Annotated in this window: 24 protein-coding genes and 1 tRNA gene; 14 read left to right on the top strand and 11 right to left on the bottom strand. The window is 53.5% G+C overall.

What is annotated here, in order from left to right:
• The first annotated feature begins 136 nt into the window (after positions 1-136).
• The 6 genes from sapA (at position 137) to OGX84_RS14585 (ending at position 6,338) form a co-directional block, all read left to right on the top strand.
• Positions 137-1,780, top strand: a complete 1,644-nt coding sequence (sapA, locus tag OGX84_RS14610) for an ABC transporter substrate-binding protein SapA (protein ID WP_115181595.1) — start codon at positions 137-139, stop codon at positions 1,778-1,780.
• Positions 1,777-2,742, top strand: coding sequence for a peptide ABC transporter permease SapB (gene sapB, locus OGX84_RS14605; protein WP_047463560.1), 966 nt, complete (start codon positions 1,777-1,779; stop codon positions 2,740-2,742). Before sapA ends, sapB begins: the two co-directional genes overlap by 4 nt.
• Positions 2,729-3,619: a peptide ABC transporter permease SapC gene (gene sapC / locus OGX84_RS14600; protein ID WP_012132258.1), complete on the top strand. Its 891-nt coding sequence runs from the start codon at positions 2,729-2,731 to the stop codon at positions 3,617-3,619. The genes sapB and sapC overlap by 14 nt, the downstream gene beginning before the upstream one ends.
• The gene (gene sapD, locus OGX84_RS14595) at positions 3,619-4,611 is read left to right on the top strand and encodes a peptide ABC transporter ATP-binding protein SapD (protein WP_012132257.1); all 993 of its coding nucleotides are present in this window, start codon (positions 3,619-3,621) and stop codon (positions 4,609-4,611) included. The genes sapC and sapD overlap by 1 nt, the downstream gene beginning before the upstream one ends.
• A gap of 1 nt (position 4,612) precedes the next feature.
• Positions 4,613-5,419, top strand: coding sequence for a peptide ABC transporter ATP-binding protein SapF (gene sapF / locus OGX84_RS14590; protein WP_012132256.1), 807 nt, complete (start codon positions 4,613-4,615; stop codon positions 5,417-5,419).
• An 85-nt stretch (positions 5,420-5,504) separates the two neighbouring features.
• The gene (locus tag OGX84_RS14585) at positions 5,505-6,338 is read left to right on the top strand and encodes an SdiA-regulated domain-containing protein (RefSeq protein WP_112002052.1); all 834 of its coding nucleotides are present in this window, start codon (positions 5,505-5,507) and stop codon (positions 6,336-6,338) included.
• A gap of 109 nt (positions 6,339-6,447) precedes the next feature.
• On the opposite strand, the gene OGX84_RS14580 is transcribed toward OGX84_RS14585, so the two are convergent.
• Positions 6,448-6,523, bottom strand: a tRNA-Thr gene (locus tag OGX84_RS14580).
• 477 nt (positions 6,524-7,000) lie between these two features.
• Between OGX84_RS14580 and fabI the strand changes: the two genes are divergently transcribed.
• From fabI to osmB, 7 genes are all read left to right on the top strand, one after another.
• The gene (gene fabI, locus OGX84_RS14575) at positions 7,001-7,789 is read left to right on the top strand and encodes an enoyl-ACP reductase FabI (RefSeq protein WP_024130306.1); all 789 of its coding nucleotides are present in this window, start codon (positions 7,001-7,003) and stop codon (positions 7,787-7,789) included.
• A gap of 243 nt (positions 7,790-8,032) precedes the next feature.
• A complete protein-coding gene (locus OGX84_RS14570; protein WP_115614758.1) occupies positions 8,033-9,190 on the top strand; it encodes a carboxymuconolactone decarboxylase family protein in 1,158 nt (385 codons plus the stop codon).
• An 88-nt stretch (positions 9,191-9,278) separates the two neighbouring features.
• Positions 9,279-11,213 (top strand): exoribonuclease II, encoded by a 1,935-nt coding sequence (locus OGX84_RS14565; RefSeq protein WP_286458111.1) that lies wholly within the window; start codon positions 9,279-9,281, stop codon positions 11,211-11,213.
• A gap of 248 nt (positions 11,214-11,461) precedes the next feature.
• The gene (gene pdeR, locus OGX84_RS14560) at positions 11,462-13,453 is read left to right on the top strand and encodes a cyclic di-GMP phosphodiesterase (RefSeq protein ID WP_115614757.1); all 1,992 of its coding nucleotides are present in this window, start codon (positions 11,462-11,464) and stop codon (positions 13,451-13,453) included.
• A gap of 183 nt (positions 13,454-13,636) precedes the next feature.
• Positions 13,637-13,819: a YciZ family protein gene (locus OGX84_RS14555; RefSeq protein WP_024130304.1), complete on the top strand. Its 183-nt coding sequence runs from the start codon at positions 13,637-13,639 to the stop codon at positions 13,817-13,819.
• A gap of 88 nt (positions 13,820-13,907) precedes the next feature.
• A complete protein-coding gene (gene yciT / locus OGX84_RS14550) occupies positions 13,908-14,660 on the top strand; it encodes a DNA-binding transcriptional regulator YciT (RefSeq protein WP_024130303.1) in 753 nt (250 codons plus the stop codon).
• Positions 14,661-14,939: 279 nt separating this feature from the next.
• Positions 14,940-15,158 (top strand): osmotically-inducible lipoprotein OsmB, encoded by a 219-nt coding sequence (osmB, locus tag OGX84_RS14545; protein WP_012132246.1) that lies wholly within the window; start codon positions 14,940-14,942, stop codon positions 15,156-15,158.
• A 112-nt stretch (positions 15,159-15,270) separates the two neighbouring features.
• Here the strand turns inward: osmB and yciH are convergent, their stop codons facing one another.
• From yciH to pgpB, 5 genes are all read right to left on the bottom strand, one after another.
• Positions 15,271-15,597, bottom strand: a complete 327-nt coding sequence (gene yciH / locus OGX84_RS14540) for a stress response translation initiation inhibitor YciH (protein ID WP_012132245.1) — start codon at positions 15,595-15,597, stop codon at positions 15,271-15,273.
• Positions 15,597-16,334 (bottom strand): orotidine-5'-phosphate decarboxylase, encoded by a 738-nt coding sequence (gene pyrF / locus OGX84_RS14535; RefSeq protein ID WP_110494909.1) that lies wholly within the window; start codon positions 16,332-16,334, stop codon positions 15,597-15,599. Before pyrF ends, yciH begins: the two co-directional genes overlap by 1 nt.
• Before the next feature lie 189 nt (positions 16,335-16,523).
• Positions 16,524-17,693: a lipopolysaccharide assembly protein LapB gene (gene lapB / locus OGX84_RS14530; protein ID WP_012132243.1), complete on the bottom strand. Its 1,170-nt coding sequence runs from the start codon at positions 17,691-17,693 to the stop codon at positions 16,524-16,526.
• A 6-nt stretch (positions 17,694-17,699) separates the two neighbouring features.
• Positions 17,700-18,008: a lipopolysaccharide assembly protein LapA gene (lapA, locus tag OGX84_RS14525; protein WP_286458108.1), complete on the bottom strand. Its 309-nt coding sequence runs from the start codon at positions 18,006-18,008 to the stop codon at positions 17,700-17,702.
• Positions 18,009-18,158: 150 nt separating this feature from the next.
• Entirely contained in the window at positions 18,159-18,923 is a 765-nt protein-coding gene (gene pgpB / locus OGX84_RS14520) for a phosphatidylglycerophosphatase B (protein WP_286458107.1), read from the bottom strand.
• A gap of 187 nt (positions 18,924-19,110) precedes the next feature.
• Between pgpB and ribA the strand changes: the two genes are divergently transcribed.
• A complete protein-coding gene (gene ribA, locus OGX84_RS14515; RefSeq protein ID WP_012132238.1) occupies positions 19,111-19,701 on the top strand; it encodes a GTP cyclohydrolase II in 591 nt (196 codons plus the stop codon).
• A gap of 54 nt (positions 19,702-19,755) precedes the next feature.
• Here ribA and acnA read toward each other — a convergent pair whose 3' ends face one another.
• From acnA to cysB, 5 genes are all read right to left on the bottom strand, one after another.
• Positions 19,756-22,431 carry an aconitate hydratase AcnA gene (gene acnA / locus OGX84_RS14510; protein ID WP_047463548.1) on the bottom strand — a complete coding sequence of 892 codons (2,676 nt, stop codon included), beginning with the start codon at positions 22,429-22,431 and terminating at the stop codon, positions 19,756-19,758.
• Positions 22,432-22,616: 185 nt separating this feature from the next.
• Complete coding sequence (gene ymiC / locus OGX84_RS14505) at positions 22,617-22,712, bottom strand: small membrane protein YmiC (RefSeq protein WP_223849120.1); 96 nt, start codon at positions 22,710-22,712, stop codon at positions 22,617-22,619.
• Between the two features lie 130 nt (positions 22,713-22,842).
• Complete coding sequence (locus tag OGX84_RS14500; RefSeq protein ID WP_096753854.1) at positions 22,843-23,013, bottom strand: YciX family protein; 171 nt, start codon at positions 23,011-23,013, stop codon at positions 22,843-22,845.
• Between the two features lie 3 nt (positions 23,014-23,016).
• The gene (locus OGX84_RS14495; RefSeq protein ID WP_012132233.1) at positions 23,017-23,178 is read right to left on the bottom strand and encodes a YmiA family putative membrane protein; all 162 of its coding nucleotides are present in this window, start codon (positions 23,176-23,178) and stop codon (positions 23,017-23,019) included.
• Positions 23,179-23,481: 303 nt separating this feature from the next.
• Positions 23,482-24,456, bottom strand: coding sequence for an HTH-type transcriptional regulator CysB (gene cysB, locus OGX84_RS14490; RefSeq protein WP_012132231.1), 975 nt, complete (start codon positions 24,454-24,456; stop codon positions 23,482-23,484).
• Positions 24,457-24,512: the final 56 nt, after the last annotated feature.

Here is a 24,512-nt window from a genome sequence, read left to right as displayed (position 1 = left end):
TTGGTGTTTATTCAACCAGTATGACGATTCCTTCATCGCAATTGTGTACATTTACGCCAGTTGTCCGCAGTCATTTTTACCTGGCGGGCCGAAGTGCGATACACTTTGCAGATCGAATCTAAAAACCTTAAAAATTATGCGCCTGGTTTTATCGTCTCTGATCGTGATGGCTGGACTCCTGAGTGGTCAGGCTGCGGCTGCGCCTGAACCGACTATGCATGCTGATATTCGCGACAGCGGCTTTGTCTATTGCGTCAGTGGGCAGGTCAACACCTTCAATCCACAAAAAGCGAGCAGCGGCCTGATCGTTGATACACTTGCCGCCCAGCTGTATGACAGACTGCTGGATGTGGACCCTTATACTTATCGTCTGGTGCCGGAACTGGCAGAAAGCTGGGAAGTGCTGGACAACGGCGCGACCTACCGTTTCCACCTGCGTCGCAACGTCTCTTTCCAGAAGACCGCCTGGTTCACCCCTACCCGCAAGCTGAACGCGGATGACGTGGTGTTTACCTTCGAGCGCATTTTTGATCGCAAACATCCCTGGCATAACGTTAACGGCGGCAGCTTTCCCTATTTCGACAGTTTGCAGTTTGCCGATAACGTCCAGAGCGTGCGTAAGCTGGACAACAATATCGTCGAATTTCGCCTGACCCAACCAGACGCCTCCTTCTTATGGCATCTGGCGACGCACTATGCGTCGGTCATGTCAGCGGAATATGCGGCGCAGCTGACAAAGCAGGATCACCCGGAACTGATTGACCGCCAGCCGGTCGGCACCGGCCCGTTCCAGCTCTCGGAATATCGCGCCGGACAATATATTCGTCTGCAACGTCATGAGGGATTCTGGCGTGGTAAACCGCTGATGCCGCAGGTGGTGGTTGACTTAGGCTCCGGCGGCACAGGCCGTTTATCGAAATTGCTCACCGGCGAATGCGATGTGCTGGCCTGGCCCGCCGCCAGTCAGCTCACGATTCTGCGCGACGATCCGCGCCTGCGTTTGACGCTGCGCCCCGGTATGAACATCGCCTACCTGGCCTTTAATACCGATAAGCCGCCACTGAATAATCCCGCCGTACGCCATGCGCTGGCGTTGTCGATCAACAACCAGCGGCTGATGCAGTCGATCTACTACGGTACAGCGGAAACCGCCGCCTCTATTTTGCCGCGCGCCTCGTGGGCCTATGACAACGAGGCTAAAATTACAGAATACAATCCGGCTAAATCCCGCGAGCAGTTGAAAGCGCTGGGGCTGGAAAACTTAACGCTACAGCTGTGGGTGCCGACCAGTTCCCAGGCCTGGAACCCCAGCCCGCTGAAAACCGCCGAGCTGATCCAGGCGGATATGGCGCAGGTCGGCGTAAAAGTGGTGATTGTTCCGGTAGAAGGTCGTTTCCAGGAGGCGCGGTTGATGGACATGAACCATGATCTGACGTTGTCCGGTTGGGCAACCGACAGTAACGATCCAGACAGCTTCTTCAGGCCGTTGCTGAGCTGCGCCGCCATTAACTCACAAACCAACTTTGCACACTGGTGCCATCCTGAGTTTGACGGCATTCTGCGAAAAGCGCTCTCGTCCCAGCAACTTGCGGCGCGTATTGACGCGTATGATGAAGCGCAAAATATTCTGGCAAAAGAGCTGCCGATACTGCCGCTCGCCTCCTCGCTGCGTTTACAGGCTTATCGCTATGATATTAAAGGACTGGTTTTAAGTCCCTTTGGTAACGCCTCGTTTGCCGGTGTTTCGCGGGAAAAAGAAGATGAGGTGAAAAAACCATGATTATTTTCACCCTGCGTCGGTTTCTGCTGCTGTTGGTCACGCTGTTCTTTCTGACCTTTATCGGCTTTAGCCTGAGCTATTTCACGCCTCATGCGCCATTACAGGGCGCATCGCTGTGGAACGCCTGGGTTTTCTGGTTTAACAGCCTGATCCACTGGGATTTTGGTGTTTCCAGCATTAACGGCCAGCTGATCTCTGAACAGCTCAAAGAGGTTTTTCCCGCCACGATGGAGCTGTGCATTCTCGCTTTCGGCTTTGCCCTGATGGTCGGAATCCCCGTGGGGATGCTGGCAGGCGTAACGCGGAATAAATGGCCAGACCGTTTCATCAGCGCCCTCGCCTTAGTGGGATTTTCGATTCCGGTCTTCTGGCTGGCGCTGCTGTTGACGCTGTTCTTCTCGCTCACGCTCGGCTGGCTGCCGGTATCAGGTCGTTTTGATCTGCTTTACGAAGTGAAGCCGGTCACCGGTTTCGCCATTATTGATGCCTGGATTTCCGACTCGCCCTGGCGCGATGAGATGGTGATGAGCGCAGTGCGCCACATGGTATTGCCGGTGCTGACGCTGGCCGTCGCCCCCACCACGGAAGTGATTCGTCTGATGCGCATCAGCACTATTGAAGTGTATGACCAGAATTACGTGAAGGCAGCGGCGACGCGCGGTCTGTCACGGCTGACGATTCTGCGTCGGCATGTGCTGCACAACGCGCTGCCGCCGGTGATCCCGCGTCTCGGCTTGCAGTTTTCCACCATGCTGACGCTGGCGATGATCACCGAGATGGTCTTTAGCTGGCCGGGGCTGGGACGCTGGTTGATCAACGCTATCCGCCAGCAGGACTACGCCGCTATTTCCGCAGGCGTAATGGTGGTTGGTTCGCTAGTGATTATCGTCAACGTGATCTCTGATATTTTGGGTGCTATGGCTAACCCTCTGAAACATAAGGAATGGTATGCCTTACGATAGTGTGTACAGCGAAAAGCGCCCACCGGGAACGTTGCGCACTGCCTGGCGCAAATTTTATGGCGACGCTTCTGCGATGGTCGGTCTTTACGGCTGCGCAGGTCTGGTGGTGCTGTGTATTTTTGGCAGCTGGTTTGCTCCCTACGGCATCGATCAGCAGTTCCTCGGCTACCAGTTGTTGCCGCCGTCCTGGTCGCGCTATGGCGAAGTCTCGTTTTTTCTGGGCACGGACGATCTGGGGCGTGACGTTTTAAGTCGCCTGCTGAGCGGCGCGGCGCCCACCGTCGGCGGCGCGTTTATCGTCACGCTGGCGGCAACGCTGTGCGGCCTGATTCTGGGCGTTGTCGCCGGGGCTACGCACGGCTTACGCTCCGCCGTACTCAACCATATTCTGGACACCCTGCTCTCTATTCCGTCGTTGCTGTTGGCGATTATCGTTGTTGCCTTTGCCGGGCCGCATCTGAGTCACGCAATGTTTGCCGTCTGGCTCGCACTGCTGCCGCGTATGGTGCGCTCGGTCTACAGCATGGTGCATGACGAGCTGGAAAAAGAGTATGTGATCGCCGCACGCCTCGATGGCGCCACCACGCTCAATATTCTCTGGTTTGCCATTCTGCCCAATATTACCGCCGGTCTGATTACCGAAATCACCCGCGCGTTGTCGATGGCGATCCTCGATATCGCCGCGCTCGGTTTTCTCGACCTCGGCGCGCAACTCCCCTCTCCTGAATGGGGCGCCATGCTCGGCGACGCGCTGGAGCTGATATATGTCGCGCCGTGGACGGTGATGTTACCTGGCGCGGCAATTATGATCAGCGTTCTGCTGGTGAACCTGCTCGGCGACGGCATCCGGCGCGCGATTATCGCGGGGGTGGAATAATGCCGTTACTGGATATCCGCAACCTGACCATTGAATTTAAAACCGGCGAAGACTGGGTTAAAGCCGTAGATCGGGTCAGCATGACGTTAAATGAAGGGGAAATTCGTGGACTGGTCGGCGAATCCGGCTCCGGGAAAAGCCTGATTGCGAAAGCCATTTGCGGTGTGGCGAAAGACAACTGGCGCGTCACCGCCGACCGTATGCGCTTTGACGATATCGACCTGCTGCGTCTTTCCGCGCGCGAGCGCCGCAAACTGGTCGGCCATAACGTGTCGATGATCTTTCAGGAACCGCAGTCGTGCCTTGATCCTTCGGAGCGCATTGGCCGTCAACTGATGCAGAATATTCCCGCCTGGACCTATAAAGGTCGCTGGTGGCAGCGTATTGGCTGGCGAAAACGCCGTGCCATTGAACTGTTGCACCGGGTCGGCATTAAAGATCACAAAGACGCGATGCGCAGTTTTCCGTATGAGCTGACGGATGGCGAATGTCAGAAAGTCATGATCGCCATTGCGCTCGCCAATCAGCCGCGCTTGCTGATTGCCGACGAACCGACCAACGCGATGGAACCCACCACCCAGGCGCAGATTTTCCGCCTGCTGACGCGCCTGAACCAGAACAGCAATACCACTATTTTGCTGATCAGTCATGACCTGCAAATGCTCAGCCAGTGGGCAGACAAAATTAACGTTCTGTATTGCGGGCAGACGGTTGAAACTGCGCCCAGTAAGGATCTGGTGGCTACGCCTCACCACCCTTATACTCAGGCGCTCATCCGCGCGATACCGGATTTTGGCAGCGCCATGCCGCATAAAAGCCGCCTGAATACCATGCCAGGGGCAATCCCGCTGCTGGAACAATTACCGATAGGTTGTCGTCTGGGGCCGCGTTGCCCGTATGCTCAACGAGAATGCATTGAAACCCCGCGTCTGACCGGGGCGAAGAATCATCTCTACGCCTGTCATTTTCCGCTGAATATGGAGAAAGAGTGACATGGTGGAAACCCTGCTCGAAGTGCGTAACCTGAGTAAAACCTTCCGCTACCGTACAGGATGGTTCCGGCGTCAGACCGTCGAGGCGGTAAAGCCGCTCAGCTTCACCTTACGCGAACGCCAGACGCTCGCCATTATTGGTGAGAATGGCTCCGGCAAATCCACGCTGGCGAAAATGCTGGCAGGAATGATCGCGCCGACCAGCGGCGAACTGCTGATTGACGATCATCCGCTGAAATACGGCGACTACTCGTTTCGCAGCCAGCGCATCCGCATGATTTTTCAGGACCCGTCAACGTCACTCAATCCGCGACAGCGCATCTCGCAGATTCTGGATTTCCCGCTGCGGTTGAACACCGATCTGGAACCGGAGCAGCGACGTAAGCAGATTATTGAAACCATGCGGATGGTCGGCCTTCTCCCTGACCACGTCAGCTATTATCCGCACATGCTGGCGCCAGGGCAGAAACAGCGTCTGGGATTAGCCCGCGCCCTGATTTTACGCCCGAAGGTGATCATCGCCGACGAAGCGCTGGCTTCGCTCGATATGTCGATGCGCTCGCAGCTCATCAACCTGATGCTGGAACTCCAGGAAAAACAGGGGATTTCGTATATCTACGTCACTCAGCATCTGGGGATGATGAAACACATCAGCGATCAGGTGCTGGTCATGCACCAGGGCGAAGTGGTCGAACGCGGCAGCACTGCTGATGTTCTCGCCTCTCCGTTACATGAACTCACCCGCCGTTTGATCGCAGGACACTTCGGCGAAGCCCTCACCGCCGACGCCTGGCGAAAAGATCGCTAGCCTGAAGGAGCGTTATGATGTTGTTGTCTGAATCAATTAGCGGCCATTTGGTCATCCACCACGCGCCTCGAATGCAGGAGCGCCCATGAGAAAATATTCCTGGCTGATCCTGTGTCTGGCGCTGGCTGTGCTACTGGCGTCCGCTTTCGCATTCACTCGCGCTGACAACCAGACTGAACCGGCATTCGGCTACACTCTGGACTTCAAAAAACCGTTGTCCGGGATCGACAATTTATCCTCCCTGAGCTACGTGCCCGAAGAAGATGTTTTTGTCGCCACCCTCAACAGACCCGCCACCATCCTCAAACTGTCTAAAAATGGAGAAATACTCGCCAGAAAAAGCATCGCAGATCGGATTAAAGATGCTGAATCAATCGAATACGCGGGTAACGGGACATACTTACTGGTCGATGAAGCAGACTCCGCGATGTATGTTTACCAGCTCAGCCAGAATCTGGACGTCAGGTCAGTGAGAAAAATAGAAACAGACCTGTTTGAGAACGCGCGCAACCGGGGAATCGAAGGCATTGCCTGGATGGCCGGACGAAATGAACTCTATTTCGCCAAAGAACGTAAACCGGTCATGCTGTACCGGACCCAAAGCGACAGTGGCCTTACTCATTTTTCTGAGATCGTCCCGCTGGATGATCTGATTAAAAATCTGGACGTAGACGATATCTCCGCCCTTCACATCCACGGTGAACATCTGCTGATCTTATCTGATGAGTCACGCAGCCTGACAGAGATAGACCTGAACGGCAATGTGCTGCGCCGGATGTCATTAACGCAGGGCGAAAATGGTCTTGAGGAAGATATCCCGCAACCTGAAGGCGTGTCGATGGATAAGGCCGGCAACATTTATATTATGAGTGAGCCGAACCTGTTTTATCGATTTGAAAAGGTCTCGACTGGCAGGTAAACCGTAAGTTCAGACTCTTCTTTCCCGTTGAAACGCGGTTTTGACGGGAGAGAAGAAACGGCGATACGCGGGCTTTTGTGAAGTCAGAAAACACTGGAAACGTTTGAAATGGTGCCGACTACCGGAATCGAACTGGTGACCTACTGATTACAAGTCAGTTGCTCTACCTACTGAGCTAAGTCGGCCTGGGCCGCCATCGAGGCCTCGAACCCCGTTCCCTACAACACCCACAACAAATGTCGTTCGCTCTTCCAGATGAGCTAATGGCGGTTTGACGGTTCTTGTGAGTTATCACGCACTTACGCGTCATAACGAACCGGCTGCGGATAATACATAAGTAGAATTAGTCATGCAACCATTATGATTCGTCCAAATGTATTTATCCCTTATATTCGCAGCGCGTCACCCGCTCGTGCTGGTTGGATGAGGCGAACCTGATAGCGGGTGATATACTGGACGGATGCAGGAAAATATCGAAAGTAAACAGGCTCGCCCTGCGCCGCCCCGGAGCTAAGTCACGGGAAATGACGGAAAAATATCGTGACACAAAGGGCTGTGAGTGGGATATAATTTCGAGCTAATTTCGAATAACTTTGAAATGTTGCTTTTAATTTATTGATATTAAAAGCAAAAAATAAGTAATGACTATAAGGATTAAAGCTATGGGTTTTCTTTCCGGTAAGCGCATTCTGGTAACGGGTGTTGCCAGCAAATTGTCCATCGCCTACGGTATCGCTCAGGCGATGCGCCGCGAAGGAGCTGAACTGGCGTTCACCTACCAGAACGACAAACTGAAAGGCCGCGTGGAAGAGTTTGCCGCTCAACTGGATTCCAGCATCGTGTTGCAGTGTGATGTGGCTGAAGATGCCAGCATCGACGCTATGTTTGCCGAGCTGGGTAAAGTCTGGCCGAAATTCGACGGTTTCGTTCACTCTATCGGCTTCGCGCCTGGCGATCAGCTGGATGGCGACTATGTGAATGCCGTTACCCGTGAAGGCTTTAAAATCGCGCACGACATCAGCTCTTACAGCTTTGTGGCGATGGCAAAAGCTTGCCGTACCATGCTGAATCCGGGTTCCGCCCTGCTGACCCTGTCTTATCTGGGTGCTGAGCGCGCAATCCCGAACTACAACGTCATGGGTCTGGCAAAAGCGTCTCTGGAAGCAAACGTGCGTTACATGGCTAACGCGATGGGCCCGGAAGGCGTTCGTGTTAACGCAATCTCCGCAGGTCCGATCCGTACTCTGGCCGCGTCCGGCATCAAAGATTTCCGTAAAATGCTGTCGCATTGCGAAGCGGTTACGCCGATTCGCCGCACTGTTACCATTGAAGATGTGGGCAACTCTGCCGCCTTCCTGTGCTCCGATCTGTCTGCCGGTATCTCCGGTGAAGTCGTTCACGTCGACGGCGGTTTCAGCATCGCAGCCATGAACGAACTGGAACTGAAATAATCGTTTCACTTCCCGCAATGGGCGGCGCAGCGTCGCCCATTATTCCCTTCTCTGATGACGCCTTTCACCCCCTTCCATTCTTCGCGCGCTGTCGCATCGCGGTATATATCATTCTGATATTTATTATCACCTAACAATCTTTTATCCCCTCTCTTGCTTACGCCAGGATAATGCAGCGAAAACGATCCGGCGTGATTCGACGACGACGTGTCCGGGTCGCCACTTTTAGACCAAGGAACGCCCATGGAACAACGCCGAATTGAAGGCAAAAGCCACTGGTATCATGAAACCCAGTCCAGCACTTATCCGCAAGAGGTTCTCCCGCTGGTGCCGGAAGCCGCGAACGTCGAGGACAGTTTTCTGCTGGATTTAGCGATCGCCGAAGACGTGCTTTTACCCTTTCAGTCCTGGTTGCACCCTGCCCGTCAACTTGCTCAACGCCTCTTTCCCGAGCGCGTCACACAGAATCGTCTCCACACGTTCAGCGCCTATGAACGGATGAGTACCGCATTGACCGTTGCCCAGGTCTATGGCGTACAGCGGCTCTGTAACCATTACGCCGCGCGACTGACCCCGCTTCCCGGCCCGGACTCTTCCCGGGAGAGTAACCACCGACTGGCGCAAATCACGCAATACGCGCGTCAACTGGCCAGTTCCCCTGCGGTCATTAATGCCCGCGACCGCCAGCACCTTGACGATGTGGGTCTGACGACCTGCGACATCATTCTGATAAACCAGATTATTGGTTTTGTGGGTTTTCAGGCGCGCGTCGTGGCGATATTCCAGGCTTATCGTGGACACCCCGTCCGCTGGGTGCCGGGTCTGGATATACAGCAATTCGCCGATGCGCAGCTTTTCCAGGAAAGGGACGCGCAATGGCACCCGGCTCAGGAAGGCGTGGAAATACGTTACGCCAGCGCCGAACAGCTGGAGTGCCTGTCCCACCATCAGCCGGTTGCAGAACTGCTGACGCTCGCGCCAGTCCTGGTTCACGAACCCGCCCTGCTTTCTTTGCTTGGCACACTGCTCACCAGCGCCCTGCGTACGGATGCGCCACCGGCGTCGCTCCCACTCGCCACGCTGCTCACGTCGCGCATCAATGGCAGCGTCGCCTGTTTTAATGAACAGTCACGCCACGCGAGCGAATGGGCAGAGACAATTTCGGTGTTCCGCCGGGATGAACGGGAGATACAGCACTGGGAAAGCCAACATCCGGTTGAGCGTCCTGTCACGCAAGCGATACAATGGCTGACCAGGGCGCCCGATCGTTTTAGCGCTGCGCAATTCACGCCGTTACTCGAACAAGGGGCGTCACTGGAACAGGCCGTCAACTTGCTGGGCTGGTGCGGATTGTGCGGTTGGTTGAACCGTTTAAAAATCGCGTTGGGCGAAACACATTAACCGCGCCTTTACTGAAAGAGCGCTTGCTGCGCCAGGCAGAATCGCGTAAAACTGTCAGCCGCTCTTTTGGCCACGAAAATAGACAATTATGTTTCAGGACAACCCGCTGCTAGCGCAGCTTAAACAGCAACTACATTCCCAGACGCCGCGTGCTGAAGGGGTGGTAAAAGCCACGGAAAAAGGCTTTGGCTTCCTGGAAGTCGATGCACAAAAAAGTTATTTCATCCCGCCGCCGCAGATGAAAAAAGTCATGCACGGCGACCGCATTGTCGCGGTGATCCATACGGAAAAAGAACGCGAGTCCGCCGAGCCAGAAGAACTGATCGAGCCGTTCCTGACCCGCTTCGTGGGCAAAATCCAGGGTAAAAACGATCGTCTGTCCATCGTACCGGATCATCCGTTGCTGAAAGACGCTATCCCATGCCGTGCCGCCCGTGGCGTGGAACACGAATTTAAAGAGGGTGACTGGGCCGTTGCCGAAATGCGCCGTCATCCGCTGAAAGGCGACCGCTCTTTCTACGCCGAGTTAACCCAGTTCATCACCTTCGCCGACGACCACTTCGTACCGTGGTGGGTCACGCTGGCTCGCCATAATCTCGAAAAAGAAGCGCCGAACGGCGCGGCGACAGAAATGCTTGATGAAGGTCTGGTACGCCAGGATCTGACCGCGCTGGATTTTGTCACTATCGACAGCGCCAGCACCGAAGACATGGATGACGCCCTTTATGCGCAAGAGTTGGGCGAAGGTAAGCTGCAACTGACGGTTGCGATTGCTGATCCGACCGCGTGGATTGCGGAAGGCAGCAAGCTGGATAACATCGCAAAAATCCGGGCGTTTACCAACTATCTGCCGGGCTTCAACATCCCGATGTTGCCGCGCGAACTGTCTGACGACCTCTGTTCCCTGCGCGCGCAGGAAGTTCGTCCGGCACTGGCCTGCCGCATGACCATTGCCGCCGACGGCACTATTGAAGATGACATCACCTTCTTTGCGGCCACGATCAAGTCGAAAGCCAAACTGGCCTACGACAATGTCTCCGACTGGCTGGAAAATACCGGCAGCTGGCAGCCTGAAAGTGACGCTATCGCCCAACAGATCCGCCTGCTCCAGCGCATTTGCCTGAGCCGTGGCGAATGGCGTCACAACCATGCGCTGGTGTTCAAAGATCGCCCGGACTATCGCTTTATTCTTGGAGAGAAAGGCGAAGTGCTGGATATCGTCGCGGAACCTCGCCGCATTGCGAACCGCATTGTGGAAGAGTCCATGATCGCGGCGAACATTTGCGCCGCCCGCGTGCTGCGCGACAAACTGGGCTTTGGTATTTACAACGTTCACATGGGCTTCGACCCGGCCAACGCCGACGCGCTGGCGGCGTTGTTGAAAACGCATGGCCTGCACGTTGACGCAGGAGACGTATTAACCCTGGAAGGCTTCTGCAAACTGCGCCGCGAGCTGGATGCCCAACCGTCCGGTTTCCTGGACAGCCGTATTCGTCGCTTCCAGTCATTCGCAGAGATCAGCACCGAACCGGGCCCTCACTTCGGACTGGGTCTGGAAGCGTATGCAACCTGGACCTCTCCGATTCGTAAATACAGCGACATGATTAACCACCGCCTGCTGAAAGCCGTCATCAAAGGCGAAACCATCGCGCGTCCGCAGGAAGAGACAACGCAGCAGATGGCTGAACGCCGCCGCCTGAACCGTATGGCGGAACGTGACGTCGGAGACTGGTTATATGCGCGCTTCCTGAATGATAAAGCCGGTACAGAAACACGCTTTGCGGCGGAAATCGTTGATATCAGCCGCGGCGGGATGCGCGTTCGCCTGGTCGATAATGGCGCAATGGCCTTTATCCCGGCGCCGTTCCTGCATGCCGTACGTGACGAGCTGGTTTGCAGCCAGGAAAGCGGCACCGTGCAGATCAAAGGTGAAACGGTATACAAAGTGACTGATGTGATCGATGTAACGATCGCGGAAGTTCGCATGGAAACCCGTAGCATTATCGCCCGGCCTGTCGCCTGACGTTTTTGATGTAGCGGCCTTTCTTTAACCGGAAAGGCCGTTTTTTTTCTGCCCGCCCCACCCACCGCACGCTACACTTCACTCATCCGTTCAGAATTATTTTTATCCGCTCGCTATGCTTTTTTCTGAATCTGGATTACATATAAATACATAAGTAAAACAATATGTTCAGCCATAATTACCTCGTACGAATCATGGCTAACCTTTCTCCTGAGGCTGTATGCGCTTTAAACGGGATGGTAAGCATCATGAAAGACGTTCTGGAGCCTGTTTCATTGTTTAGCGATTTGGGAACCCATAGCCCTTACTGGCGTTTATCGGATGACTGCGACACTCTGCGTTTATCCGCGACTGAGGCTGCCGACGCTGACCAGACCGTTGCGTTATCTTCCGAGCAGGCTGACCGCATCCGGGAGATGACCGTCATCACGTCAAGCCTGTTACTCACCCTTCCCGGTGAACATAATGCCGTTCCCGTGCAACTTGTCGGGCGAAAAATCAACAAGCGCGAATGGGCAGGAAACGTATCGGTCTGGCATGATGCGCCCTCAGATACGCAGGAGGCCGTTCTGGGACTTTCCTTTGCCGAGCAGGTGGTATCAGAGGCCAACTCAGCGATCGTGATCCTTGACAGCCGCGGGAATATCCAGCGTTTTAACCGTCTTTGCGAAGAATACACCGGGTTAAAAGAGCATGACGTCATTGGGCAAAGCGTCTTCAAATTATTTATGAGCCGGCGCGAAGCCGCAGCCTCCAGGCGCAACATCAGCGGTTTTTTCCGCAACGGCAACTCTTATGAGATCGAACGCTGGGTAAAGACCCGCAAAGGCCAGCGCCTGTTTCTGTTTCGGAATAAATTTGTCCATAGCGGCAGCGGTAAGAACGAAATCTTTTTAATCTGTTCAGGCACCGACATTACCGAGGAGCGGCGTACGCAGGAGCGTTTACGCGTACTGGCGAATACGGACACAATCACCGGGCTGCCTAACCGGAATGCCATTCATGAGCTGATTAACGATGCCATTGAAAACGCGGGCGACAATCAGGTTGGTATCGTCTATCTGGACCTGGACAACTTCAAAAGGGTGAACGATGCCTACGGGCATATGTTTGGAGACCAGCTGTTACAGGCCGTCTCGCTGGCGATCCTGAGTTGCCTTGAGGAGAATCAACTGCTGGCCCGCCTCGGCGGCGATGAGTTTATCGTTCTCGCCACGCAGACTTCGCAAGGGTCGCTGGAGGCCATGGCATCGCGAATTCTCACACGCTTACGTCAACCCTTTCGCATTGGCCTTATCGAGGTGTATACCGGCTGTTCTATCGGTATCGCCCTTGCGCCGCAGCACGGGCATGACAGCGAAAGCGTGATTCGTAATGCGGATACCGCAATGTACACCGCGAAAGAAGGCGGACGTGGACAGTTTTGCGTGTTCTCTCCCGAGATGAACCAGCGCGTCTTTGAGTATCTTTGGCTGGACACCAATCTGCGCAAAGCGCTGGAAAACGATCAGCTCCTGATCCACTACCAGCCGAAGATGACCTGGCGCGGCGAAGTCCGCAGCCTCGAAGCGCTGGTGCGCTGGCAATCACCGGAACGCGGGTTAATTCCCCCGCTGGAGTTTATCTCCTACGCCGAAGAGTCTGGGCTGATTGTCCCGCTGGGGCGATGGGTGATGATGGATGTTGTACGGCAGGTCGCCAAATGGCGCAGCAAAGGCATCAACCTGCGCGTCGCGGTGAACGTATCCGCCCGCCAGCTCGCGGATCAAACTATTTTTACCGACCTGAAGCAGGTGCTTCATGAACTGAACTTCGAATATTGCCCGATTGATGTCGAACTGACAGAAAGCTGTTTGATTGAAAACGAAGAACTGGCGCTGACCGTCATCCAGCAATTCAGCCAGCTTGGCGCGCAGATACATCTGGACGATTTTGGCACCGGCTACTCGTCGCTTTCTCAGCTTGCCCGCTTCCCCATTGATGCGGTCAAGCTGGATCAGACGTTTGTCAGAGACATTCATAAACGGTCGGTTTCGCAATCGTTAGTACGCGCGATCGTCGCCGTAGCGCAGGCGTTAAATCTACAGGTGATTGCGGAAGGCGTCGAAAGCGCAAAAGAAGATGCATTTTTAACCAAGAATGGCGTCAACGAGCGCCAGGGGTTCCTGTTTGCCAAACCCATGCCCGCCGCCGCTTTTGAACGCTGGTACAAACGTTATCTGAATAAAAAGACGCGCTGAGATGGGCAAAAAACAGGCGTTCAGGACAGGGTAAGAGACATCTGATAACAAACTTATCTGCATGTAATAACAGAATATATAATATTACCCAATGGTTTTGGCGAATCCTGTTTTTCCCCTTCTCTTTTGGCATTATTTTTTGCATCATGAAATTCATACATTTTTGACGTAAGGATGATAACCATGTCTGATATCGACGCCCAACGTGTTGCCGAACGCATTGATACCGTGCTGGATATCCTTGTTGCTGGCGATTACCACTCTGCCATCCACAACCTTGAAATTCTTAAGGCGGAGTTGTTAAGTCAGGTGAAAGAAGATACCGACGCCTCCTCGACGAAACCCCGGGCTCCGTGGGAGATCTAAGTGACGCGAGCTTTTCGTGGCACCTGACTCAGGAAACGCAGCATCCCTTATACTCCCCGGTACTGATACCGTTATAAAAATTAAAATTATGAATTCCCGACAACAATCAATTTTGCAAATGGTCATTGATAAAGGCCAGATGAGCGTGGCTGAGCTGGCGAAAATCACCGGCGTCTCTGAAGTCACGATCCGACAGGATCTTAACACTCTGGAAAAACAGAGCTATCTGCGCCGTGCGCATGGTTTTGCCGTCTCGCTGGACAGCGATGACGTCGAAACGCGCATGATGACCAATTACACGCTCAAACGCGAACTGGCTGAATTTGCCGCGTCACTGGTCAGCCCCGGCGAATCCGTATTTATTGAAAACGGCAGCAGCAATGCCCTGCTGGCCAGAACGTTAGCGGAACAAAAGGATGTCACCATTATTACGGTGAGTAGCTATATCGCTCACTTGCTCAAAGAGACGCCGTGCGAAGTGATCCTCCTTGGCGGAATCTACCAGAAAAAAAGTGAAAGTATGGTCGGGCCATTGACCCGCCAGTTTATCCAGCAGGTTCACTTCAGTAAGGCCTTCATCGGTATCGATGGCTGGCAGCCGGATACCGGTTTTACCGGACGGGACATGATGCGATCGGATGTGGTTAATGCCGTACTGGAAAAAGGCTCTGAAGCCATTGTTCTGACGGACAGCTCTAAATTCGGCGCAGTACATCCTTATACGCTGGGGCCGTTAACACGTTTTAGCCGCGTTATCACCGATTCCAGAATAAGTGCGGACCATCAAATGCAACTGGAACGCACCGGGCTGACGGTGAACATCATCGAACCTCGTGCCTGAGCGCATTGCAGATGATTTGCCATCCGGCAAATCATCTCTCCCCTCTGAGATTTTTCCGACAATCTAATTAAGACTATTTACCTGTTATTAACAGGGTAAAGTCGTAAAATTTATATTAGCGATATAACAGGAAGTGACTATCACCTGCGTGATTTTAAGCTGTTACCCCTGCGCAACAAGGTTTTGCGGACAGTCTCTTTAATGGCTTTAATGAACATCATTTTAGCTATAATTAAAGAGAAATTACTTCCGTGAATCAATTATTCAGGAGAAAGTATTATGTTTATGACGAGCAAAAAAATGACCGCCGCTGTTCTGGCAATTACCCTGGCGATGTCTCTGAGCGCTTGCTCTAATTGGTCTAAACGTGACCGTAACACTGCGATCGGTGCAGGGGCTGGGGCGTTGGGCGGAGCCATTTTAACTGACGGTAGCACGCTGGGTACGCTTGGCGGGGCTGCGGTAGGTGGTGTTATCGGCCATCAGGTAGGTAAATAATCTACGGTCGACCGGCTCGAAATAATAATACGGTAATTCTTTACAGGTCTTTACTCTAAATATACACAGTGAAATTTAAAGCCACGATAAATAACTATCGTGGCTTTTTTCATTAGCCGCCCGCCAGTTTAACTTTCATTCCTTTGGCTTCCAGTAATGATTTAATCAGATCGCGCTTATCGCCCTGAATTTCAATTATTCCCTCTTTAACCGCCCCGCCGCAGCCGCATTTTTTCTTCAACTCTGCGGCCAGTTTGGTCAGTTCAGCATCATCCATATCAATGCCGGTAACGAGGCACACACCCTTACCTTTCCGCCCACTGGTCTGGCGCTGAATACGGACGATACCGTCACCCTTTGGGCGTTCAACCGCCGCTTTCGGTTCGTCAATCCGGCCCGTTTCCGTGGAATAGACCAGACGGCTGTCAGAATTGTTCATCAGGCCCCCCGTTTCAGTGATGCATTAATGGCCTTCAGGGTTTGCGCAGGGTCAGCAGACTGCGTAACCGGTCGTCCTATAACCATATAGTCCACGCCCGCCGCCAGCGCCTGTTCCGGCGTCATGATACGGCGCTGATCGCCAGCGTCAGATCCCTGAGGACGGATACCCGGCGTTACCAGCTTAAACTCTGCGCCAAATTCCTGCTTAAAGCGCACCGCTTCCTGCGCCGAGCAGACCACACCATCCAGCCCGCAATTTTGCGTCAGGCGCGCCAGACGTTCCGCATGCTCAGCCGGTGACAATGTCACGCCAAGATCCGCCAGATCGCTGGCTTCCATGCTGGTCAGTACCGTCACCGCAATCAGCAATGGCGCATCCTTACCCAGCGGCAGTAAGGCTTCGCGCGCTGCGGTCATCATTCGCGCCCCACCCGACGCATGGACGTTAACCATCCATACGCCCAGATCTGCCGCCGCCGCAACGGCATGTGCCGTGGTATTTGGAATATCATGAAATTTCAGGTCAAGAAAGATATCGAAGCCGCGCTGCTGCAAATCACGAACCAACTGCGGGCCGAACAGCGTGAACATCTCTTTGCCGACTTTCAGGCGGCAATCACGCGGGTCGATTCTGTCGACGAAAGCCAGCGCGTTATCACGATTATTGTAATCCAGAGCAACAACGACAGGAGAATCGGTAACAGCGCGGGAAGAAGATGAAGCAGTAAACGTCATGACCAGACCTTCTTGATGATGGGCACCGGGTGCGGCGCGAAATGGGTAAACGGCGTGCATTCTACCTGCGCAAAGGCAAAATGAACAGGCGCGATTGTACCTCTGCGAGGCGATATTGCCCGGATGTCAGCGTGAGGGACAGGTAAAAACCAACAGAATGTTGTAACTAAAATACAGTTTTTTTTTAAACTACTGCCCGTCAAGGCCGCGAATAGGTTTAATCGTCGACCACGCCCGGCAGGAAGGACAATGCCAGTACATGGTATAGGCGGTAAATCCGCACTTCTGGCAGCGATAACGCGGCTTGCTGCGTACCTGCTCACCGACCATATCACGCAGCACCATCAGGCTCTCTTTCGCGCGTCCTTCTTCTGCCTCATTGAGGTGATAATCCATCAGCTTATGAAACACCCGCATGGTCGGATGGCGCTGTAACTGGCGAGTAATATAAACCTGCGCAGTGTCGTGCCCTTCCCGCGCTTCCAGAATATCGGCAAGCATCAACTCAGCGGCGGCGCCGGTGTTTTCTTCCACAGCCCGACGTAAGAACTCCGCCCATTCATCATTTTTACCAAGCTGCTGATAGCACGTCTGCAACATCTCCAGCGTTTCACTGACCAGTTCTTTATCCTGGGAGATAACCCGCTGTAAGCTCTCCACCGCTTTGGCGTATTCCCCCTTTGCCATAAACACACGGCCCATCATGATAGAAACACGGGCGCTGTTTTTGTCTGCGGCGGCGCCTTTTTTCAGCAACGTCATGGCGCGATCCATATCATCGCAGCCCATCTGTTGCAGCGCCAGCTCACAATAGAAATGTGCGATCTCAATGCGCTGTTTGTCTTTGCCGAGCTTCACCAGCCGCTCAGCCACATCAATCGCTTTCTGCCAGTCGCTGGTCGCCTGATAAATTTGCAACAGCTGTTGCAACGCCCCTACGCGGAAATCCGTTTCATCCGTAAGCTGGTTGAACATATCTTCCGCCCGGTCATACAACCCGGCCGCCATGTAATCACGCCCCAGTTGCTGCACAGCCAGCAGACGCTGCTCATAAGTCAGCGACGCGCTTTCCATTAAGGTCTGGTGGATGCGGATGGCGCGGTCTACTTCACCGCGAGAGCGAAACAGGTTTCCAAGAGTGAGATGAGCCTCAACGGTGCCGGTATCCTCTTTCAGCATGTCGAGGAACAGATCCACCGCTTTATCCTGTTGGTTACTCAGGAGGAAGTTAACCCCCGCCACATAGTCGCGAGAAAGACGGTTAGCTTCGTCCTGTTTTGTTTGTTGCGCACTTCTGCGACCCATATACCAGCCATAGGCTGCCGCTACAGGTAAAAGCAGAAACAACAACTCCAGCATAAATGATTATTCCTTCACAACCGACGAATCGGAAGATACCGCAACGTCGGTCGCAGGCGAAAGCTGGTTTTCCAGTCGTTTGATTTTACGTTCGGCACGCACCAGGGAGACGCGAACACGCAGCCAGAACAGGCCGCAAATTAGCCAACCAATAGCAAAGCCTGCGGCAAATAAAACGGCAAGCAACGTAGAAATACGGTACTCCCCTTGAGCCAGCAGGTAATTAAACGTTACCTGTTGATCGTTCTGCGCACCCAATGTCACCGAAATAACAAAAATCGCCAACACCAGTAAGAAAATGAGTAAATATTTCACATTACTTCCCGTTATGTGGTTTGAGCGAATAAATCGTGTTCAACTTACCGCATTCAGCCCTTTAAATTACCATTTTCGCGACGCGCGCGAAACGGAAAAGCGTTCTGTCCATTCATGATTTAAGGGCAAATTACGGAAAATCAACCACCGTCAACGTTCTTGCTCCCGCTGCGCTATCTCGCGAGCCTCTTCAACGGGTGGCGTAAGCGGCCCGCAAATGCGCTGAGCAAGCCAGGTCGCCAGCGTCACCAGAAGCCAGGATATCAACGTCGCGACAACTAAATCGCGCGGCCAATGCATACCCAACAACAGGCGACTGCCCATAACACTTGTCGCCCAGACTAACAAAATCGCAATCGTAAGGGTACGCCTGCGCGGCCATAATAGTCCTACCGCCAACAACGCCCAACTTGCGGCAAACAGGGTATGCCCGGAAGGAAACGCGAATCCGGTCTCTTTTTGCCAGTGTTGACGCAGAAAAGCCGGAATATCCTGCTGCCCGGACAGTTGTTCTTTGACTAAGTGCCCGCGTTCTTTACGTTTTAAAGTGTAGAACTCATCAACGGGAATATGGTGCGTTTTTTCCAGCCAAATAACAAAAGGTCGGGGTTCCTGCACCCGCGCCTTCACCAGCGATTTTACCCCCTGCCCCAGCAGGATCGCACCGGCCAGAATAGCAAAAAGCATCATTGCGGCTTTCAGGCGAAATCTCAGGCACCAAAGAAACCAGGCGCACAGAAGCACATGCGTAATAATTCCCCACGGCTGCGTCACCGTTTCTGTCACCCAGTATAAGGATTTTAACCACCAGACCGAGTGTCCGGGTTGCCAGTTCCAGCCTGAAATCCATACGCTAACCGGCATCACAAGCAACAGAGCAGCGCCTACGGTTGTGCGCTTCGCAATCGAAAGCATGACCTCTCCTTTCGTCGATAAGTGCCACAATCATAACTGAAAACCTGGCGTGCCGGAAAATTGACAAATTTGTGCCATTCCAAAAGCGATCGCACGGCAGCGATTAGGTGAAGTCCGCCGCCTTATGGCAAAATAGAAACATACAGAAGCCAATTGGCGATGACACCAGCATTATCTGGAGAAATACATGCAGCTTAAACGAGTGGCAGAAGCCAAACTGCCAACCCCATGGGGCGATTTCCTGATGGTGGGATTTGAAGAACTGGCAACCGGACACGACCACGTCGCGCTGGTTTATGGCGATATCTCTGGTCAAACCCCTGTCCTGGCTCGCGTCCATTCAGAATGTCTGACCGGCGACGCATTGTTTAGTCTGCGCTGCGATTGTGGTTTTCAGTTAGAGGCGGCGCTGACGCATATCGCGGAAGAAGGTCGCGGTATTCTGCTCTACCACCGTCAGGAAGGACGTAATATTGGCCTGCTCAATAAGATTCGCGCCTACGCGTTACAGGATCAGGGCTACGATACCGTGGAAGCCAACCATCAGCTGGGGTTTGCCGCCGATGAGCGTGATTTCACCCTGTGCGCCGATATGTTTAAACTGCTGGGCGTCGATGAAGTCCGTCTGCTGACCAATAACCCGAAGAAAGTCGAAATTCTGACGGAAGCAGGTATCAATATTGTTGAGCGCGTACCGCTGATTGTTGGCCGTAACCCAAATAACGAACACTATCTGGATACCAAAGCCGCTAAGATGGGGCATTTATTGGGTAAATAAATTTTTGCTATTAAAGGCCTGATAAGCACCGCGCTATCAGGCCTTTTTTATGTCTTAATGCAACATATTACGAATCACATAATGCAGAATGCCGTCATTCTGGTAGTAGGTTAATTCAGTTGCGGTATCGATACGGCACCGGCACGAAATCACCTCTGTGCTGCCATCCACTTTGGTTAACGTCACCGGAATGGCGGCGCCAGGCTTCAGGTTTTGCAGACTGGCAATATCAATTGTCTCCTCACCGGTTAACCCGAGCGTTTTACGCGTAACGCCCTGCGGGAACTCCAGCGGTAGAATCCCCATACCAATCAGGTTTGAACGGTGAATACGTTCAAACGACTCGGCAATCACGACGCGAATACCCAGCAAACGCGGGCCTTTGGCCGCCCAGTCACGGCTGGAACCGGAACCGTACTCTTTACCCGCAATCACCGCCAGCGGCGTTTTCTCCTGCTGATACAGCATCGCTGCATCATAGATGGAGATCACCTCCGTCCCCGGCAAATGTCGGGTCATTCCCCCTTCAACGCCGGGAACCATTTCGTTGCGGATACGAATATTCGCGAACGTACCGCGCATCATCACTTCATGGTTTCCACGGCGCGAACCGTAGGAGTTGAAGTCCCGACGCTCAACGCCATGATTCTGCAAATAGCGCCCTGCCGGGCTGTCCGCCTTTATGCTGCCCGCCGGGGAGATGTGGTCAGTGGTGACGGAATCCCCCAGCATGGCCAGAATACGGGCGCCATGAATATCCTCAACCGGATCGGGTTGAACCTGCATCTCGTCAAAGAACGGCGACAAGCGGATATAGGTGGAGTCATCCTGCCAGCCATAGGTGTCTGAGCGATCAACATTGATCGCTTTCCATTCCGGCGTCCCTTCAAAAACCTCGGCATACTCTTTGTGGAACATTTCCGACGACACCAGTTCAACGGCGCGGGCGATCTCCTGCGCGGAAGGCCAGATATCCTTCAGATAAACCGGGTCGCCTTTGCGATCGTGGCCCAGCGGCTCTTTCGCCAGGTTAATATTCATATTGCCCGCCAGCGCATAGGCGACAACCAGCGGCGGCGACGCCAGCCAGTTGGTTTTCACCAGCGGATGGATTCGGCCTTCAAAGTTACGGTTGCCGGAAAGTACCGCGCCCACCGTCAAGTCGCCCTTTTTGATTGCCGTTTCGATAGGCTCCGGCAGTGGGCCGGAGTTACCAATACAGGTGGTGCACCCATACCCCACCAGATTAAAGCCAAGTTCATCAAGATAAGGCGTGAGTTTCGCCTGCGCCAGGTAATCCGAGACCACTTTCGATCCCGGCGCCAGCGAGGCTTTCACCCACGGCTGCCGTTTCAGTCCCAGCGTTACCGCTTTTTTCGCCAGCAAACCGGCGGCCATCAGCACGCTGGGGTTTGAAGTATTGGTACAGGAGGTGATAGCCGCAATCACGACAGCGCCGTCCGGGAGCTGGTATTGATGTCCGTTCATAACATAATCGATTGGTTGCCGGTCTTTTTGCGCGGTGTTCAGTTCCAGCTCCGTGCTCGCGGCGAAGGCTTTCGGCACATCCGCCAGCGCAACCCGATCCTGCGGGCGCTTCGGCCCGGCAAGGCTCGCCTCGACATCCCCCATATCCAGTTCCAGCGAACTGGTGAAAACAGGTTCATCGCCAGGGTTTCGCCACATCCCCTGCGCTTTGGCATAGGTTTCGACCAGCTCAACCTGCTCCTCGCTACGGCCGCTTAAACGCATATATTCGAGGGTGATGCCGTCAATCGGGAAGAAGCCGCAGGTCGCGCCATATTCCGGCGACATGTTTGCTATCGTCGCGCGATCGGCCAGTGGCAAGGAGTCCAGACCGTCGCCGTAGAATTCAACGAATTTACCAACGACGCCGTGTTTACGCAGCATCTGGGTCACGGTCAGCACCAGGTCGGTCGCGGTGATACCTTCACGCAGCTTACCGGTCAACTTGAAGCCAACAACATCGGGAATGAGCATTGAGACCGGCTGGCCCAGCATCGCGGCTTCCGCTTCAATCCCCCCGACGCCCCATCCCAGCACGCCAAGGCCGTTGATCATCGTGGTGTGGGAGTCGGTGCCGACCAGCGTGTCCGGGTATGCAACCCACTCTCCCGCCTGCAATTCGCTCCAGACGGCCTTGCCAAGGTATTCCAGGTTCACCTGGTGGCAGATCCCGGTACCTGGCGGCACCACGCTGAAGCGACTAAAAGCCTGTTGCCCCCATTTCAGGAACACATAACGCTCGTGGTTGCGTTCCATTTCCAGACGCACGTTCTCTTCGAAAGCGTCATCATCGCCAAAGCGATCGACCGTTACCGAGTGGTCAATAACAAGGTCTACCGGGGATAGTGGATTCACTTTCGCAGTATCCCCGCCGAGGCGTTTGACCGCTTCGCGCATGGCGGCCAGATCCACCACCGCCGGGACGCCGGTAAAATCCTGCATTAATACACGGGCGGGTCGATAGGCAATTTCGCGGTCGGCATGGGCTTTTTTCAGCCACCCGGCTAACGCCTGAATATCTTCTTCGGTAACAGAGTCGCCGTCCTGCCAGCGCAGCAGGTTTTCAAGCAGAACTTTTAGCGACTTGGGCAAGCGGGTAATATCGCCCAGTTTTTTGGCAGCTAGGGGCAGACTGTAGTAATGATAGGTTTTGTCTTTGGCCTGCAACGTGTCCTTACTGGCTTCTCGTAGGGTTGACGACATAGCTCCTCCTTAATAACAGGGTTGGATACCCTGACTCTCCTCAGGGTTAGTATTAAAGATAACACAAACAGAATGTAACGTTTTGATAACAACCCAAATTGATAAAAGAGGAGAAACCTTACGGACGGGAATCGGCATGCGCAGGCCCGATGACGTTGCGCCATCGGGCATTTACCGGCATACGATCAGAAAGAGACAATCCAGATAAGTTGAGCCCAGAACAAGAGCGATACTGAGAACGCCCCAATCCATGACCAATATTTAAGATTCACAGTTTGCATAGGCTACACCGACATTTGTTTAATACTTTATGCTGAGATTTACTCAGCGCTTATTGCTGTGGTGTATAAGGAAATACAGTACGGGATGTTAATGACCTGTACTGGAAATGATGATTAAAAAAATCGCCAATTATTGTTTCTGTTGCTCATCTTCAGCGAATGAATCAATAAATGCCTGTTGCTGTTGTGTGAGTTTCCAGGATTCTGGAATATTCGTCACACATTCGCTCCGCGCTTCCTTCACGCTATCACGAGGCTGACGTGCTGGCGTTGAGGGTTGCTGATGTTCCTGCGAAACCATGACTTACCCCCACACTTGCCAGATAACCAGCGCAATCACAACCCAGAACAGCGCAGAGCCGAGGAATACCGCCAGCCATGCTTTGCGTTTAAGCTCGGGGTCCCTGCGGGGTTCCTGGTTTCCAGAAGGCATTGCTAACCTCATACAATCGGCATCACTTATCATTTCAGCACCAAACAATCGGTACAATTAATCATCAGATGAGACAAATCCTAAAGAAACTTTAGTCAAAAATCCAGTGAATTTACGAATCGTTTCCCATGAATAAATCAATCTTTTGACCGGAAATAAATATTTGAAAGGCGGAATTTGCGAGGCGGGTAATTCGAAACTACTTTACTGGCGCTTTTCCATGAATACGATGCAGGTAATATGATCGCAGAAAAAACGAAAACCATAATCCATAAATTTAGTGGTTATTCAGGTATCTCCTCATGTCTGGAGATACCTGAAAACTCACGCGCGTGATTACTTTTCCGGTAATTTAATATCGTTAAACATGGCTTCAATTTCTTCGTTAGAACGCAAGGCCACGGCGGTATCCACAACATCGCGCGTCAGATGCGGCGCAAAGCGTTGAATAAAGTCGTACATATAGCTGCGTAAAAACGTGCTGCGGCGAAAACCAATTTTCGTGGTGCTGTGGCTGAAAATATCATGCGCATCGACACGCACCAGGTCCGGGTCGGAAATTGGATCGACGGCCATGCTGGCAATCACCCCTACCCCCAGGCCAAGTCGGACGTATGTTTTTATCACGTCCGCATCGGTTGCCGTAAAGACAATACGCGGCGTCAGCCCGGCGCGATTAAACGCGGTATCCAGCTCGGAGCGCCCGGTAAAGCCAAAGGTGTAGGTCACCAGCGGATACTGTGCCAGTTCCTCAATCGTCACCGATGATTTAGCGGCCAGCGGGTGCTCTGGCGTGACGACGATAGAGCGATTCCAGTGGTAGCATGGCAGCATCACCAGATCGTCATACAGGTGCAGCGCTTCGGTGGCGATAGCGAAGTCGGCATTCCCTTTCGAAACCGCTTCCGCGATTTGCGTGGGCGACCCCTGATGCATATGCAATGAAACGCGAGGATAGCGCTCAATAAAGCCCTTGATCACATTTGGCAGCGCATAGCGCGCCTGAGTGTGCGTGGTGGCAATATACAGAGAACCTTTATCCGGCCAGGTGTGTTCGCCCGCCACGGACTTGATGGCGTCGACTTTGGACAACACTTCGCGCGCAATGCGAATAATTTCCTGCCCGGCTGGCGTCACCTGCGTCAGGTGTTTACCGCTGCGCGCGAAAATCTGGATGCCAAGCTCATCTTCCAGCATACGAACTTGCTTACTGATGCCCGGCTGGGAGGTGTAAAGCCCTTCGGCGGTGGAAGAGACATTAAGGTTGTGATTAACCACCTCAACAATGTAGCGAAGCTGCTGTAATTTCATGTTAACCCATCCAGATTAGCGCCGTCATGTCATCGTTTGATAAGCAGCACGTCACG

The sequence above is a fragment of the Citrobacter sp. CK202 genome (assembly GCF_030333225.1).
GTDB classification, from domain to species: domain Bacteria; phylum Pseudomonadota; class Gammaproteobacteria; order Enterobacterales; family Enterobacteriaceae; genus Citrobacter_B; species Citrobacter_B koseri.
This window is presented reverse-complemented; position numbering and strand designations above follow the sequence as displayed.